Annotated in this window: 18 protein-coding genes and 2 pseudogenes; 13 read left to right on the top strand and 7 right to left on the bottom strand. The window is 67.7% G+C overall.

Going from position 1 to position 14,262, the window contains the following annotated elements; translation table 11 throughout:
- Window positions 1-34 precede the first annotated feature (34 nt).
- The 4 genes from ACVWWN_RS20540 to ACVWWN_RS20525 all read left to right on the top strand — a co-directional run bounded on the left by ACVWWN_RS20540 (window position 35) and on the right by ACVWWN_RS20525 (window position 2,106).
- On the top strand, window positions 35-1,177 hold the full coding sequence (locus ACVWWN_RS20540) for a hypothetical protein (protein ID WP_457145486.1): 1,143 nt from the start codon (window positions 35-37) through the stop codon (window positions 1,175-1,177).
- A gap of 111 nt (window positions 1,178-1,288) precedes the next feature.
- Window positions 1,289-1,528, top strand: coding sequence for a hypothetical protein (locus ACVWWN_RS20535; protein ID WP_457145485.1), 240 nt, complete (start codon window positions 1,289-1,291; stop codon window positions 1,526-1,528).
- 82 nt (window positions 1,529-1,610) lie between these two features.
- A complete protein-coding gene (locus ACVWWN_RS20530) occupies window positions 1,611-1,817 on the top strand; it encodes a hypothetical protein (protein ID WP_457145484.1) in 207 nt (68 codons plus the stop codon).
- Window positions 1,818-1,833: 16 nt separating this feature from the next.
- Window positions 1,834-2,106 carry a hypothetical protein gene (locus ACVWWN_RS20525; protein ID WP_457145483.1) on the top strand — a complete coding sequence of 91 codons (273 nt, stop codon included), beginning with the start codon at window positions 1,834-1,836 and terminating at the stop codon, window positions 2,104-2,106.
- On the opposite strand, the gene ACVWWN_RS20520 is transcribed toward ACVWWN_RS20525, so the two are convergent.
- Window positions 2,078-2,803: an SDR family oxidoreductase gene (locus tag ACVWWN_RS20520; RefSeq protein WP_457145482.1), complete on the bottom strand. Its 726-nt coding sequence runs from the start codon at window positions 2,801-2,803 to the stop codon at window positions 2,078-2,080. The two genes, ACVWWN_RS20525 and ACVWWN_RS20520, sit on opposite strands and share 29 nt — an antisense overlap.
- On the opposite strand from ACVWWN_RS20520, the pseudogene ACVWWN_RS20515 reads away from it, so the two are divergent.
- Window positions 2,766-3,374, top strand: a pseudogene (locus ACVWWN_RS20515) (hypothetical protein); the annotation flags it as partial. The gene ACVWWN_RS20520 and the pseudogene ACVWWN_RS20515 sit on opposite strands and share 38 nt — an antisense overlap.
- On the opposite strand, the gene arc reads toward ACVWWN_RS20515, so the two are convergent.
- On the bottom strand, window positions 3,363-5,195 hold the full coding sequence (gene arc, locus ACVWWN_RS20510) for a proteasome ATPase (protein ID WP_457145481.1): 1,833 nt from the start codon (window positions 5,193-5,195) through the stop codon (window positions 3,363-3,365). The pseudogene ACVWWN_RS20515 and the gene arc overlap by 12 nt on opposite strands.
- A gap of 145 nt (window positions 5,196-5,340) precedes the next feature.
- Between arc and ACVWWN_RS20505 the strand changes: the two genes are divergently transcribed.
- The 3 genes from ACVWWN_RS20505 to ACVWWN_RS20495 are packed head-to-tail and all read left to right on the top strand — an operon-like array spanning window position 5,341 to window position 6,699.
- The gene (locus ACVWWN_RS20505) at window positions 5,341-5,841 is read left to right on the top strand and encodes a hypothetical protein (RefSeq protein ID WP_457145480.1); all 501 of its coding nucleotides are present in this window, start codon (window positions 5,341-5,343) and stop codon (window positions 5,839-5,841) included.
- Between the two features lie 7 nt (window positions 5,842-5,848).
- Window positions 5,849-6,385, top strand: a complete 537-nt coding sequence (locus ACVWWN_RS20500; RefSeq protein ID WP_457145479.1) for a hypothetical protein — start codon at window positions 5,849-5,851, stop codon at window positions 6,383-6,385.
- An 11-nt stretch (window positions 6,386-6,396) separates the two neighbouring features.
- Window positions 6,397-6,699: a DUF503 domain-containing protein gene (locus ACVWWN_RS20495; RefSeq protein WP_457145478.1), complete on the top strand. Its 303-nt coding sequence runs from the start codon at window positions 6,397-6,399 to the stop codon at window positions 6,697-6,699.
- A gap of 420 nt (window positions 6,700-7,119) precedes the next feature.
- Here ACVWWN_RS20495 and ACVWWN_RS20490 read toward each other — a convergent pair whose 3' ends face one another.
- Window positions 7,120-7,947, bottom strand: coding sequence for a tRNA (adenine-N1)-methyltransferase (locus ACVWWN_RS20490; RefSeq protein WP_457145477.1), 828 nt, complete (start codon window positions 7,945-7,947; stop codon window positions 7,120-7,122).
- 84 nt (window positions 7,948-8,031) lie between these two features.
- On the opposite strand from ACVWWN_RS20490, the gene ACVWWN_RS20485 reads away from it, so the two are divergent.
- The 5 genes from ACVWWN_RS20485 to ACVWWN_RS20465 are packed head-to-tail and all read left to right on the top strand — an operon-like array spanning window position 8,032 to window position 11,216.
- Window positions 8,032-8,907: a RecB family exonuclease gene (locus ACVWWN_RS20485; protein WP_457145476.1), complete on the top strand. Its 876-nt coding sequence runs from the start codon at window positions 8,032-8,034 to the stop codon at window positions 8,905-8,907.
- On the top strand, window positions 8,904-9,701 hold the full coding sequence (locus tag ACVWWN_RS20480; protein WP_457145475.1) for a thioesterase family protein: 798 nt from the start codon (window positions 8,904-8,906) through the stop codon (window positions 9,699-9,701). Before ACVWWN_RS20485 ends, ACVWWN_RS20480 begins: the two co-directional genes overlap by 4 nt.
- A 51-nt stretch (window positions 9,702-9,752) precedes the next feature.
- On the top strand, window positions 9,753-10,070 hold the full coding sequence (locus tag ACVWWN_RS20475; RefSeq protein ID WP_457145474.1) for an ArsR/SmtB family transcription factor: 318 nt from the start codon (window positions 9,753-9,755) through the stop codon (window positions 10,068-10,070).
- Window positions 10,067-10,567: an SRPBCC family protein gene (locus tag ACVWWN_RS20470; RefSeq protein ID WP_457145473.1), complete on the top strand. Its 501-nt coding sequence runs from the start codon at window positions 10,067-10,069 to the stop codon at window positions 10,565-10,567. The genes ACVWWN_RS20475 and ACVWWN_RS20470 overlap by 4 nt, the downstream gene beginning before the upstream one ends.
- A 1-nt stretch (window position 10,568) precedes the next feature.
- The gene (locus ACVWWN_RS20465) at window positions 10,569-11,216 is read left to right on the top strand and encodes a flavodoxin family protein (protein WP_457145472.1); all 648 of its coding nucleotides are present in this window, start codon (window positions 10,569-10,571) and stop codon (window positions 11,214-11,216) included.
- On the opposite strand, the gene ACVWWN_RS20460 is transcribed toward ACVWWN_RS20465, so the two are convergent.
- The 4 genes and pseudogenes from ACVWWN_RS20460 to ACVWWN_RS20445 all read right to left on the bottom strand — a co-directional run bounded on the left by ACVWWN_RS20460 (window position 11,167) and on the right by ACVWWN_RS20445 (window position 14,252).
- A complete protein-coding gene (locus ACVWWN_RS20460) occupies window positions 11,167-12,537 on the bottom strand; it encodes an FAD-containing oxidoreductase (RefSeq protein ID WP_457145471.1) in 1,371 nt (456 codons plus the stop codon). The two genes, ACVWWN_RS20465 and ACVWWN_RS20460, sit on opposite strands and share 50 nt — an antisense overlap.
- Window positions 12,538-12,547: 10 nt before the next feature.
- On the bottom strand, window positions 12,548-13,030 hold the full coding sequence (locus tag ACVWWN_RS20455) for a DUF4126 family protein (RefSeq protein ID WP_457145470.1): 483 nt from the start codon (window positions 13,028-13,030) through the stop codon (window positions 12,548-12,550).
- Window positions 13,031-13,097: 67 nt separating this feature from the next.
- Complete coding sequence (hisG, locus tag ACVWWN_RS20450; RefSeq protein WP_457145469.1) at window positions 13,098-13,970, bottom strand: ATP phosphoribosyltransferase; 873 nt, start codon at window positions 13,968-13,970, stop codon at window positions 13,098-13,100.
- Window positions 13,970-14,252: pseudogene (locus ACVWWN_RS20445) on the bottom strand (phosphoribosyl-ATP diphosphatase). The gene hisG and the pseudogene ACVWWN_RS20445 overlap by 1 nt, the downstream one beginning before the upstream one ends.
- Window positions 14,253-14,262 lie beyond the last annotated feature (10 nt).

Genomic DNA, 14,262 nt, shown 5'->3' with positions numbered 1-14,262 from the left:
AGCCTGCGACCGTGCCATCCGCGAAGGGCGTTTCATGATTGACGCGGCACACCGCCGGGCGGCCGACGGCTGGTTCCTCGACCACGGCCTGCCCGCGGTGCTGCGGCCGGGCGCGCTGGTTCGGCGGCTGTGGCCGCGCTCGGCGCCCGCGCTGGCGGCGTTCGCGGTGTTCATGGCCAACTCCGCGCTGGTCGTGTTCATCACGGGCAAACACACCATCAACATCGAGGGTCAACCGACGCGGACCGAGTGGTTCGTCCTGGCGCTGATTGTTCTCGTGCTGCCCATCGCGTCATTGGTCGGTTGGATGGTCTCGCGCATCTCGACCCTCCGCGGCCGCGCCACCGCGGCGACGGTGGCGATGGCGATCGCGGTCGCCGGCGGCATCGTCGGCGGCCCGAGCCCCCGGCTGCTGGCCGACCTGATCTTCGAGGGCATCGTCATCGCGGTCATCCTGGCGCTGACGGCGACCGGCGCGGGGTCGATCCTCGGCTGGACCGTCCGGATGACGCTGTCGCATCTGGCGGCGGCGGGTTCGCTGCTGATCCGCGCGCTTCCCGTGCTGCTGTTGACCATCCTGGTCTTCTTCAACTCGCCGGTGTGGCTGATGGCCGCCATCGTCTCCCGGCGCCGGTTATGGCTGGCGCTGCTGTTCCTCTCGCTGATCGCGGCGGTGTTCGTGGTGTCGGTCACGATCGAGCGGTTCAGGCCGATCATGAGTGCACCGAGGCCGCCGGTGGACCGCGACGTGCGGCTGGCAGGCACTCCGTTCGAGGCGATGCCGGATCTTCCGCATGGTCACCGCCTGCGCCGGTCCGAACAGCTCAATGTGATGTTCGTGCTGGCCGCATCGCAACTCGCGCAGATCCTGGTAGTCGCGGCCATCACGTCGCTCATCTTCTTCGTGCTCGGCCTGATCGTGCTGTCCCCTGAACTGCTGGCCGCCTGGACCCGCAACGGGTCCAGTGACGGGACCTTCCTGGGCATGACGATCCCCGTGCCCGAGGCGCTGATCCAGATCACGATGTTCCTCGGCGCGCTGACGTTCATGTACGTCAGCGCACGGTCCGCGGGCGACGGTGAGTACCGCTCGCAGTTTTTCGACCCGCTGACCGAGGACCTGCGATTGACCCTGGCCGCGCGCAACCGCTACCACGCCGCCCTCGACCCGCGCTAGCCCCGGCGCCGGCCGTCGAAGCATCTCGTCCAGTCCAGCATCACGGCCGAGATCTTGCGATCTCGGCGCGCTGACCCGCGGCCACATCGGCTTTCGCGCACGATGTTGCCCGTGTCCGACATGCGGGAAGTCCACGAGTGGTGCCTGCACCGCGGGCTCCCACTCGTGCTGACCCGGCGGGTGCGGTCGCGTTCGCTGATCGAACGATCCGCGCCGACGGTCGGCGGCGTCGCCGCGCCGTTCGCGCTGCATCTGCTGCACCGCTCTGGCACCACGCTCGGTGCAGCGGGCAGGCGCTCGGCGGCTCTTCTGGTGATGGCGCTCTTCGTCTTCGGCTCGATCGCGCTGTAGGCGTTCCGCTTCGCCTGGGTGGCAGCTGGCGGCCCGGACGTCGCACCCACAGCTGTGGCTGACAATCGGTTTCCTCTCCCTGGTGGCGCTCGTCTTCGTGGTGACCACCATCAGGGACGAGGTGCGGTCACTGCGTGAGGATCGCGCCGAGCAGGCCGACCCGGCCAAGCTGCTCGAGGGCACACCGCGGGCCACCGACGACGGCCGTCCTCCGGTGCGCACCCCGCTCTCGTTCGCCGAACAGGTCAACGTCGTCGCGGTCATGGCGGTGTCGCAGGGTTCTTCCTGACGCTCGCATCGTCGCGGTGCCGGACGACGTGGCCGTGCTGTGGTCGTCGGAGGAGACCTGCCCTCTCGGTCAACCTCCTTGTCCGGGAACGTGGTTCGGCATCCATGTGCCGGTGCCCCAGACCATCGTGGACGTGTCCCTGTTCGTCGCGGTGCTATCGGCGCTCTACTTCACCGTCAGCACCAGCGTCGATCCGCTGTACCGAGCCGTCAGCCTGGCCAGCGCGACGCCTACCTCGAACTGGAGAGCCGCAGTCGCGCTTAGCGCTGGCCGGCGGGGCGCACGATGATCTCGTTGACGTCCACGTCGTCGGGCTGGCCGATGGCATACGAGATCGCCGCGGCGATGGAGTCGGCGGGAATGGACACGGCGCGGTAGCTGCGCATCGCCGCCTGCGCGGTGGGATCGCTGATGGTGTCGGCCAGTTCGGACTCGACGACGCCGGGGGAAATCGTCGTGACGCGAATGCTGGGATCGCTCTCCTGCCGCAGCCCCTCGGTGATCGCCCATGCCGCGTACTTGCTGGCGCAGTAGACCGCGCCGGTGGCCACCACCTCGTGCGCACCGATGGAGGCGACCGTCACGAAGTGACCACCGCCCTGGGTCTTGAACTGCGGCAGCGTCGCCGCGATGCCGTGCAGCAGGCCCCTGATGTTGACGTCGATCATCTGGTTCCACTCCTCGACCAGCAGCGCGTCCAGGCGCGACAGGGGCATCACGCCTGCGTTGTTGACGAAAACGTCCACGCTGCCGAATTCACCGACGACGCCGTCGACCAACGCCACCACGTCGTCGCGGTCGGTCACGTCGACGGCCCGCGCGACGGCGGTCCCGCCATCGGCGGTGATCTTCGCGGCGGTCTCGTCGAGACGGTCGGTGCGCCGCGCGGCCAGCACCACCCGGTAGCCCTCAGCGCCCAACCGGAGCGCCGTCGCCTGCCCGATGCCGCTGCTGGCGCCCGTGATCACGACAACCTTGTTCACCATGGGCCCAGCTTGCCACGAACGCGCACGCTCGCACCGACTACGCGGATACCTTGGCGGGCATGGCCGACGATGTCACGATGAGCGGCGACGTGTTCGGGACTACGGCGAGGTGCTGCTCGTCAACGCGACCGAATCCGGACCCGAAGCGACCGTGTACAACACCTTCCCCCTCAACGACTGCCCCGCCGAACTGTGGGACTCGCTCGACGCGGAGGCGATCGCCGCCGAGAACGGCGCCGCCGCCGCTCTGCTCAACGGACCCCGCCACTGGCTGATGAGCCGCATCGGCAAGCGGGACCGAGAAGATCAGGACCACAAGAGCTTCGGTGGGATCGAAATGATCCGCCAGGCGACGGTGCTACTCGCGTCGATGAACCCGCAGCCCTATCACGTCAACCGGGTGGACAGACGCTGGGTCATGCAGACATGGAGCCAGACCGTCGACCGCACCCTGGCGCTCGCCGATCTGGCCGGCCTGGCGCACCGACTGTCACCGCCCGCGGGCTGGGGACGATCTGGCCAACAGCTAGTCGCTGCAGACAGGCTAGCCGCGCGCGAACTACAGGTACTGGCCCAGATTCGATTCAGTGTCGATGGCCCGGCTGGCGCTGGAACTCTTGCCCGTGACCAACGTCCGGATGTAGACGATGCGCTCGCCCTTCTTGCCCGAAATTCGGGCCCAGTCATCGGGATTGGTGGTGTTGGGCAGATCCTCGTTCTCGGCGAACTCGTCGACGATCGAGTCCAGCAGATGCTGGATGCGCAGACCGGGCTGCCCGGTCTCCAACACCGACTTGATCGCGTTCTTCTTCGCCCGGTCGACCACGTTCTGGATCATCGCCCCGGAGTTGAAGTCCTTGAAGTACATGACTTCCTTGTCACCGTTGGCGTAGGTGACCTCCAGGAACCGGTTGTCGTCGATCTCGGCATACATCCGGTCGACGACCTTCTCGATCATCGCCTTGATGCAGGCCCCGCGGTCGCGTCCGAACTCGGCGAGGTCGTCGGCGTGGATCGGCAGATCCTCGGTCAGGTACTTGGAGTAGATGTCCTGTGCCGCTTCGGCGTCCGGCCGCTCGATCTTGATCTTGACGTCCAGCCGGCCGGGCCGCAGGATCGCCGGATCGATCATGTCCTCGCGATTCGAGGCGCCGATCACGATGACGTTCTCCAGACCCTCGACACCGTCGATCTCCGAGAGCAGCTGCGGAACCACCGTGGTCTCGACGTCGGAGCTGACGCCGGTGCCGCGGGTGCGGAAGATCGAGTCCATCTCGTCGAAGAACACGATCACCGGGGTGCCTTCGGACGCCTTCTCGCGGGCGCGCTGGAAGATCAGCCGAATGTGACGCTCGGTTTCGCCGACGAACTTGTTCAGCAGTTCGGGACCCTTGATGTTGAGGAAGTACGACTTCGCCTCGCGGGCGTCGTCACCGCGGACCTCCGCCATCTTCTTGGCGAGCGAGTTCGCCACGGCCTTTGCGATCAGCGTCTTGCCGCAGCCGGGCGGGCCGTAGAGCAGCACGCCCTTGGGCGGCCGCAGCGAGTACTCCCGGTAGAGCTCCTTGTGCAGGAACGGCAACTCGACCGCGTCGCGGATCTGCTCGATCTGGCGGCCCAGCCCGCCGATGTCGTTGTAGCTGACGTCGGGTACCTCTTCGAGGACCAGGTCCTCGACCTCGGCCTTGGGGATGCGCTCGAACGCGTACCCGGCCTTGGTGTCCACCAGCAGCGAGTCGCCGGGGCGGAGCTTGCGCGGCCGGTCGTCGTTGTCGTCGTCGATCGGCTCGAGATCGGGCAGGAACTCGGCGGCCACCAACGGCTCGGCCAGCCAGACGATGCGCTCCTCGTCGGCGTGGCCGACCACGAGCGCGCGATGGCCGTCGGACAGGATCTCGCGCAGCGTGCTGATCTCGCCGACCGACTCGTAGTTGCCCGCCTCCACGACGGTCAGTGCCTCGTTCAGGCGGACGGTTTGGCCCTGCTTGAGCTCTTTGGTGTCGATGTTGGGTGAGCACGTCAGGCGCATCTTGCGCCCGGAGGTGAACACGTCGACGGTCTCGTCGTCCTGCACGGACAGCAGGACGCCGTAACCGCTCGGCGGCTGACCCAGCCGGTCGACCTCCTCACGGAGCGCCAGCAACTGCTGCCGGGCCTCCTTGAGGGTCTCCATCAGTTTGGCGTTACGTGCGGCGAGCGAGTCGATGCGCGCCTCGAGTTGATGCACGTCGCGGGCACTCCGCAGCCCACTCTGCGGTCCTACGGCGTTCTCCAGCTGCTCGCGCAAAAGCGCGGCCTCTCGGCGCAGCTCTTCAAGCTCGGCGGCGTCCTCGGCGGACATTCCGGCATCGCCGGATGTCCCGAACGCTTCAGAACGCTCTGACTCACTCATGTTGCGCTCCCTCCCGCACCGAATATTGGTGCAGTAACAACTTCAACGCTACCGGCGATTCAGACTTTGTGTGCGGTGTAGTAATTCGACACACCAGCAACACTGTTAGCCTCTGTGATGAGTTCGGCCGATCGAAAGGACAGCCGTGACCCTGAAAACCCTCGTTACCGGCATTGCAGCCGCCGCCCTCGTGGGTGGCGCCGCGGTCGGTGTGACTTCGGTTGCATCCTCGGCCGTGTCGCCCTCTCCGGCCGTGCAACCGGTTGTGTGGGACATCCCGATGCCGCAGGCACCGGCGCCGGAACTGGCGAGCGCATTGCAGACCACCCTCGCCACGCTCGCGGGCCCCGGCTCGTTCAGCCCCAGCGGTAACAAGGCCGCATTCATCCAGGGTGGGACTGGCCGGATCGAGGGCATCACCGCCGACCGGGCGTACAACAACGCCGCCGCCGAGGGCAAGTTCCCGCTGAGCTTCGCCATCGTGAACATCGACCAGGAGGGTGGCGTGGTCACGGCCGATGTCACCGCTACGTCAGCAAACGGCGCCAGTGCCAGCCAGAACATCCAGTTCGTGGAGGGCCCCAGCCCGACCGGCTGGCAGATCGCGAAGCAGTCCGCACTGTCGTTGCTCTCCTCGGTGGGCTGACAGACCGGTGCGCCGCACCACCCATGCCGCAGTCCTGAGCGCCGCCGCAATCGCGGCGGCGTTCGGCCTCGGCGGGTGTGGTGACGACGACAAGCAGGCCGGTCGGCCGCCGGAAACACCGGCGCCGCTCACCACGCCGTCGACGTCGGCAACCGAAGTGGCCGCGCCGTTGCCCCCGGTATCGACGCTGACCGACGTGGTGGCCCGGTTCACCGACCCCGCGGTGCCCGGCGCCCAGAAGATCGGCCTGGTGCAGTACGGCACCGCCGAGGATGCCGGCGCACTGGACCGGCTGACCAAGGCCTTGAGCGACAACGGCTATGTGCCACTCACCATCGACGTCCACGATCTGGTCTGGGCGCCCTCGCATCCGGGCGACGTCGTCGCGACCGTGACCATCAAGACGGCCAACGCGCCGAGCAGCGGCGACTTCACGTTCCCGATGGAGTTCAGCCCGATCCGGGACTCGTGGCAACTGACTCGCGAGACCGCCGACATGCTGCTGAAGTTCGGTGAACAGTCGACGGCGCAAACCACCCGCTGAGCCTGTTTCAGATGTGGATCGGCTGGCTGGAATTCGACCTTCTGCTCGGTGACGTCCGCTCGCTGAAGCAGAAGCGGTCAGCTGTCCGACCGCTGATCGCGGAATTGCAGCGCAGATTCGCGGTGTCCGCGGCCGAGACCGGCGCACAAGACCTGCACCGCCGCGCCGGAGTCGGCCTGGCCGTCGTATCGGCTGACCGCGCACACGTCGTTGAGGTCCTCGACGCCGCCGAACGGCTCGTCGCCGCGCGCCCGGAGATGGAACTGCTGTCGGTCCGGCGCGGCCTCCGACGCAGCACCGACGACGAGATCTGATCGTCGTACGGCTAGATCTGATCGCGCACTCCTCAACGCGGCTCGTCCCCCCGCAAGCGAGGGTGCCCCCAGCCGCTTGATCGTCGTACGGCTAGATCTGATTGCCGCACTCCTCAACGCGGCTCGTTCCCCCCGCAAGCGAGGGTGCCCCCACGCCGCTTGATCGTCGTACGGCTAGATCTGATTGCCGCACTCCTCAACGCGGCTCGTTCCCCCCGCAAGCGAGGGTCCCCCACGCCGCTTGATCGTCGTACGGCTAGATCTGATTGCCGCACTCCTCAACGCGGCTCGTTCCCCCCGCAAGCGAGGGTCCCCCACGCCGCTTGATCGTCGTACGGCTAGATCTGATTGCCGCACTCCTCAACGCGGCTCGTTCCCCCCGCAAGCGAGGGTCCCCCACGCCGCTTGATCGTCGTACGGCTAGATCTGGCGCTTTCGCCGCAGCGGCAGAGGCGCGACGGCGCCCGGCGCCAATTTGCGCGCACTGATCAGAAAGGCCGTGTGGCCGCGCATCGTGTGCTGCGGGCGCACGGCAAGCCCGACGACGTGCCAAGCGCGCTGCATGCTCTCCCAGGCCCGCGGTTCGGTCCAGCACTGCTGTTCCCGGAGCGCCTCGACGGTGCGGGACAACTGGGTGACAGTCGCGACGTAGATCATCAGCACCCCGCCCGCGACGAGCGCGCCGGCGACGGCGCCGAGGACCTCCCATGGGGCGAGCATGTCGAGTACCACCCGGTCCACTTCGGGGCCGGGGTAGTCCGCGACGTCAGCGATCACCAGTTCCCAGTTGGCGGGGCGCTCGCCGAAGAAGGTGTCGACGTTGCGCGCCGCGTGCGCGGCGTGGTCCTCGCGGACGTCGTAGGACGTGACCTGCCCGCCCGGTCCGACGGCGCGCAGCAGGGAGCACGCCAGCGCGCCCGAACCGGCGCCTGCCTCGAGCACCCGGGCGCCCGGGAAGATGTCGCCCTCGTGCACGATCTGGGCGGCGTCTTTCGGGTAGACCACCTGGGCGCCGCGGGGCATCGACATCACGTAGTCGACCAGCAGCGGCCGGAGCACCAGGAACTGGTCACCGCTGGTCGACTTGACCACGCTGCCCTCGGGCAGTCCGATCACGGTGTCGAGCGCGATGATGCCCCGGTGCGTGTGGAACTCGCCGCCGGGCGTCAGCAGCATCGTGTAATGCCGGCCCTTCGCGTCGGTGAGCTGCACGCGGTCCCCGACGGCGAACGGACCGGTCCTGGGCATAGCTGTTCAGCCTGCCAGCCGACGCGCGGATGCCGATGAGTGGGGTTGCCCGTTTTTGTCACCGCGTCGCCATACTCTGGCCTCATGAGCGACGAGCCGGTTCCGATGCGTCGGCCGGCGCTGTCGCCGTCACGGGCCAGTGACTTCAAGCAGTGCCCGCTGCTCTACCGATTCCGGGCGATCGACCGGCTGCCGGAGCCGTCGTCCACCGCCCAGGTTCGTGGCTCGGTGGTGCACGCCGCCCTCGAACAGCTGTACGCGCTGCCCGCCGCCGAACGCGGCCGCGACACGGCGCTGACCCTGGTCGCCCCCGCGTGGGACCGGGTGGTCGCCGGGCAGCCCGAATTGGCCGCCGACATCGACCCGGGGCTGCGTGCCGAGCTGTTGGAGGACGCCAAGGCGCTGTTGTCCGGCTACTACCGCCTGGAAGATCCCACCCGCTTCGACCCGGAAAGCTGTGAGCAGCGCGTGGAAGTCGAGCTGCAGGACGGCACGCTGTTGCGCGGGTTCGTCGACCGCATCGACGTCGCCCCGACCGGTGAGCTGCGCGTGGTCGACTACAAGACCGGCAAGGCGCCGCCAGAGGCGAGGGCACTGGCCGAGTTCAAGGCCATGTTCCAGATGAAGTTCTACGCGGTGGCGCTGTTCCGGTCGCGCGGCGTGTTGCCGGCCCGGCTGCGGCTGCTCTATCTGGCCGATGGCCAGGTGCTGGACTACACCCCCGACCTCGACGAACTGCTGCGCTTCGAGAAGACCCTGATCGCGATCTGGCGGGCCATTCAATCCGCCGGAGCGACAGGCGATTTCCGCCCGCACCCGTCGAGGCTGTGCGACTGGTGTGCACATCACGCCCACTGTCCGGTGTTCGGCGGCACGCCGCCGCCGTATCCGGGCTGGCCGCATCACCCGGACGAAGGGGATGATCACGCCGTGTTGCACGCATCGGATCCGGCTGCGTGATCGACTGCCACTATCGTCGGCTCGCCGTCGACGGCGACTACCAGGTGTTCGAATCCACCGACGGCACCCGCAGCAACTGGACACCCGAAATCCAGCACGGTTCACCGCCGTTGGCGTTGATGACCAAGCTGATCGAGGAACTCGCCGCAGGGTCCGGCCTACGTGTCGGCCGGCTGACGCTCGACATTCTCGGCGCGATCCCGGTCTCGACTGTCCGGGTGCGGGCGTGGGTACAACGGCCCGGCGCCCGGATCTCGATGATGGCCGCCGAGATGCTCGCGCGCGGTCCCGGCGGACAGGACCGCGCGGTGGCCCGTGTGACCGCATGGCTTCTGGCCACGAGCGACACGGCCGACGCCGCGACCGACCGCTATCCCCCGCTGGTCGAGGGTCAAGCGGCGCCGGTGCCGCACAGCTGGGTGGGCGCCACGGGCTATATCGAGACGGTCAGCTGGCGGCGGCAGATGACGGCACCGGGTGAGTCGAACCAGGTCTGGCTCAGCCCGCTGGTATCTCTGGTGGACACCGAGGAGATGACGGACCTGCAGCGGCTGGCGATGGTGGTCGACTCGGCCAACGGCGCAGGCGCGATCCTGGATCCCGACCGGTTCGTCTTCATGAACACCGACACCGCCGTTCACCTGCATCGGTTACCGATCGGTGCGGACTTCGGGGTGCGGGCGCGCGGTTCGATCGGCCCCGACGGAATCGGCGTCACCACCGCGGAACTGTTTGACCGCCAGGGTTTTATCGGCACCTCGGCCCAGACGCTGTTGGTCCAACGCAGGCCGTAGCTCAGTCATATGTGATTGCATCTATATAGACGAAGTGCAATACTAGCGGGCATGGACGTCTTCGAAGCGGTCGCCGAGCCGAGCCGCCGTGCGCTGCTCGACGCACTCGTCGACGGTGAGCGCACGGCCGGCGAGTTGGTCGCGACGCTGCCCGGCCTGACCCAGCCGACCGTCTCGCGGCACCTGCGCGTGCTGCGCGAGGTCGGCCTCGTCGAGGTCCGGCCCGACGCCCAGCGCCGCATCTACGCGCTGCGCGCCGATGGCCTGGTCGCGATCGACGAGTGGATCGAGCGGTACCGCCGCTACTGGTCGGATCATCTCGATGCCCTCCAGCGGCACCTCGAACGCACGCGTAAGGAGACACGATGAGCCAGCGCAACGGGCGCCTGACGGTCGACGGCGAGCGCGCCGTACTGAATTTCGAACGCCGCCTGCCCTTTCCGGTCGAGGTGGTGTGGTCGGCGATCACCGACCCGGAGCAGCGCGCGCAGTGGTTCGGCGAGACGACGATCGAGGCGCGTGAGGGCGGTGTGATCGACATGGTCGCGACGGGTCCCCCGCTGCCGCCCGAGCGCAAGCGGATGACGGGCCGGATCCTGGTGTGGGATCCGCCGCATGTGCTGGAACACGAATGGAAGCAGCCGATCGTCGAGGACGGTGTGGTGCGCTACGAGCTGACCTCCGACGGCGCCGGCACCATGCTCCGCTTCACCCATCGCGGCCTCGGTGTGCGCAATGCCGGCGGATTCCTCGGCGGCACACACGCCTTTCTCGACCGCTTGGAGGCCTACCTCACCGGCGCCGAGTTGCCGGACTGGACGATCCGCCGCCATCAGGTCAACCAATCGATGCAGGAGACGAAATAGCATGTCGAACAACGGGTCTCCCGTCGCAGCGCCGAGCCTGGCGATCGCCTTCCACTCCGGTTTCGGACACACCGCTACGCTGGCTGACGCGGTGGCCACCGGCGCCACGGAGGCCGGCGCCGACGTCAGAGTCATCGCCGTCGGGCGCATGGCCGAAGAAGACTGGGGCATCCTGGACGCCGCCGACGGAATCGTGTTCGGCACCGCGACCTACATGGGCAACCTGGCCGCCGGTTTCCAGACGTTCGCCGAACAGACGGGCCGCCGGTGCCTCCATGGAACGTGGCGGGACAAGGTGGCGGCCGGGTTCACCAATTCGGGCGCCAAGAGCGGCGACAAGCTCGCCACCCTGGTGTCGCTGGCGGTGTTCGCCGCACAGCACCACATGCATTGGGTCAACCTCGGTTTGGTCGCCGGATGGAACAGCTCCACCGGCAGTGAGGACGATCTCAACCGGCTCGGCTTCTGGCTGGGCGCCGGCGCACAGACCGGTGTGGACGCCGGTCCGGAGAATGTGCACCCCTCCGACATGCAGACGTGCCGACACCTCGGCCACCGGGTTGCGCTGGTGACGCGCCAGCTCAACGTCGGCCGGTCGGCTACTGCAGCGGTTTCAAATCCTCCAGCATCGTCGGCAGCAATTCGCTGACCGTCGGGTGGATGTGCATGGTGTGCGTCAGCGTGGTGTAGGGCGCATCGGCCGACATCACGTCGAGGATGGAATGGATCACCTCGTCGCCGCCGACACCGAGGATCGCCGCGCCGAGAATCCTGTTGGTCTCGGCGTCGACCACGACCTTCATGAACCCTTGGGTCTCACCCTTTTCGACCGCACGGCCGACCCGGGTCATCGGGCGGAAGCCGACGAGCGCCCTGCGGCCGGACTTGCGGACCTCGTCGACGGTCTTGCCCGCGCGCCCCAACGGTGGGTCGATGTAGAGGGCGTAGGTCGGGATTCGGTCGCTCACCCTGCGTGGCTCGTTGTCCAGCAGGTTCGCCGCGACGATCTCGAAATCGTTGTACGACGTGTGGGTGAACGCACCGCGTCCGTTGCAGTCGCCCATCGCCCAGATGTGCTCGACGTTGGTGCGCAGCTGATCATCGACGACGACATAGCCGCGGGCGTCGGTGTGCACGCCCGCCCTGTCCAGGCCGAGATCGTCGGTATTCGGCCTGCGGCCCACCGCGACGAGCAGGTGCGTTCCGCTGATCGGATCCGCGCCGTCTGCGACAATGACGTCGAAACCCTTGTCGCGCTTCGTCAATCGGATCGCAGTCGCATCGACCACGACGTCGATTCCTTCGGCTTCCAGGATCTCCCGGATGGTCGCCGAGACGTCTTCGTCTTCACGCGACGTCAGCCGCGGCCCCTTTTCGACGACCGTCACCCGTGCTCCGAACCGGCGGTACATCTGGGCGAACTCCAGCGCGATGTAGCTGCCGCCGATGACTACGAGATGTTCTGGCAGAGTGTCGAGTTCGAGCACACCGACATTGGTCATATAGTCGATGTCGGCCAGTCCGGGCAGGTCGGGCACCACCGCGCGCCCGCCCACGTTGAGGAAGACCCTGTCGGCCTCCAACACCCGCCCGTCGACCGCGATCGTGTACGGGTCTTCGAAGCGGGCGTGCCCGCGGATGAGGGTGGCGCCGGCCATCTCCTGCAGCCAGGATTCGACGCCGTTGCGGTCGTCGAGCATGACCTTGTCCTTGCGCGCCTTGACCTTCGACATGTCGACCGTGACTTCGCCTGTGCCCACGCCGTATTCGGCCCCGCGTCGGGCCACGTGGGCGGCGTGCGCGCTCGCCACCAGCGTCTTGGTCGGGATGCAGCCGGTGTTGACGCAGGTACCGCCGACGAGTTTGCGTTCGATCACCGCCACGGTGTGGCCGGCGTCGGTCAGCCGTCCTGCCAAGGGTGGTCCGGCTTGACCCGCGCCGACGATGATCGCGTCGAACTTCTCTGCCATCGACCGCGGTTCAGACGAGGGTGACCAGGAACGCGACCAGGAATCCGCCGCCGACCGCCACGACGTCCTCGATGAACGCCCCCGGCCGATCCTTTCCGCCGTTGGTGGTGGCGAGACGCGTCCGTGCCGCCGCGCCGCCGAGCGTACCGAGCACCGCGCCGACGATGCCTGCACCCAGCGCGCTGAAAGTGTGGTAGAAGGCACTGCCGATGACGGCACCGGCGAAGGCGCCCATGATGAGCCGCGTGGCGAACTGCGGCGCCGTCTTGCGGCTCGGAGTCTTGGGCAGCTGGTCGGTGACCAACTCCACCAGCAGGAAAACGGTCAGCACGGTGACGGTGATCGGGTGGGCCACCCATTGCGACCACTTTCCGTCGACGTCGATCCAGCCGAGAAACGCGCCCCAGGCCACCACGGCAGGCGCGGTGAGCGCCCGCAGTCCGGCGATCACACCGATCAGCAAAGCGAGCACGATAACCAGGACCTGCGTCATGAAACCTCCCGACCGGTGGAAATGTCATCCGGACGCTAACACGCAGGGCGCGGAAGGGCCGATCGAATCAGAAGCGGCAGAACCGGATGTCGGAGGCCAGGATCGCCTTGGCGCCGATGGCGGCGAGTTCGTCCATGATCGCGTTGACGTCCCGGCGCGGAACCAGCGCCCGGACAGCTACCCACGCGGGATCGGCCAGCGGGGCGATGGTCGGCGATTCGAGTCCCGGCGTCACCGCGGTCGCGTCATCGAGAACGGTACGCGGACAGTCGTAGTCGAGCATCAGATACTGCTGGCCGAACACCACGCCCTGCACGCGGCCGGCGAGTTGATCGCGTGCCGCGGCGCGGTGTTCCCCCGGCTCCGCCCGCTCGATGAGCACCGCCTCCGAATCGCACAGCGGCTCGCCGAAGGCGGCCAGGTCGTGCAGTCCCAGGGTGCGACCCGAACCGACCACATCGGCGATAGCATCGGCGACACCGAGCTGTACGGAGATCTCCACGGCGCCGTCGAGCCGGATGACCGTCGCGTCGATCCCGCGCGCCGCCAAGTCTTTTCGCACCAGGTTGGGAAACGCGGTGGCGATGCGCTTGCCTTCGAGGTCGTCGATCCGCCAGGGCTGTCCCGCCGGGGCGGCGTAGCGGAATGTCGACGATCCGAAGCCCAGCGCCAGTCGCTCGCGAACGGGCGCTTCGGACTCCTGCGCCAGATCGCGGCCGGTGATTCCGAGGTCCAGCTGTCCCGATCCGACGTAGATCGCGATGTCCTTGGGCCGCAGAAAGAAGAACTCGACGTTGTTCGCCGGGTCGATGACGGTGAGGTCTTTGGGGTCGGTCCGGCGCCGATAGCCGGCTTCCGACAGGATCTCGGCGGCCGGTTCCGACAGCGTGCCCTTGTTGGGGACGGCAACCCGCAGGTTTCCGTTCGGCGAAGCGGCCATCAGAGCTTCGCGTACACGTCGTCGAGGGTCAGGCCGCGGGAGATCATCATCACCTGTGTCCAATAGAGCAGCTGGCTGATCTCGTCGGCCAGTGCCTCGTCGCTCTCGTGCTCGGCGGCCCAGCCAGACCTCGCCGGCCTCTTCGAGGATCTTCTTGCCGAGCCCGTGCACGCCGGCATCCAGCGCGGCGACGGTGCCACTTCCGTCCGGCCGGGTGCGCGCCTTGTCGCTGAGTTCGGCGAACAGCGCGTCGAAGGTCTTCACGGCACGCGATTGTTCCACGCGCACACCC

Source organism: Mycobacterium sp. URHB0021 (genome assembly GCF_054057895.1).
Note: the sequence above shows the minus strand (reverse complement) of the source record. Positions and strands in the feature narration are given on the sequence as shown.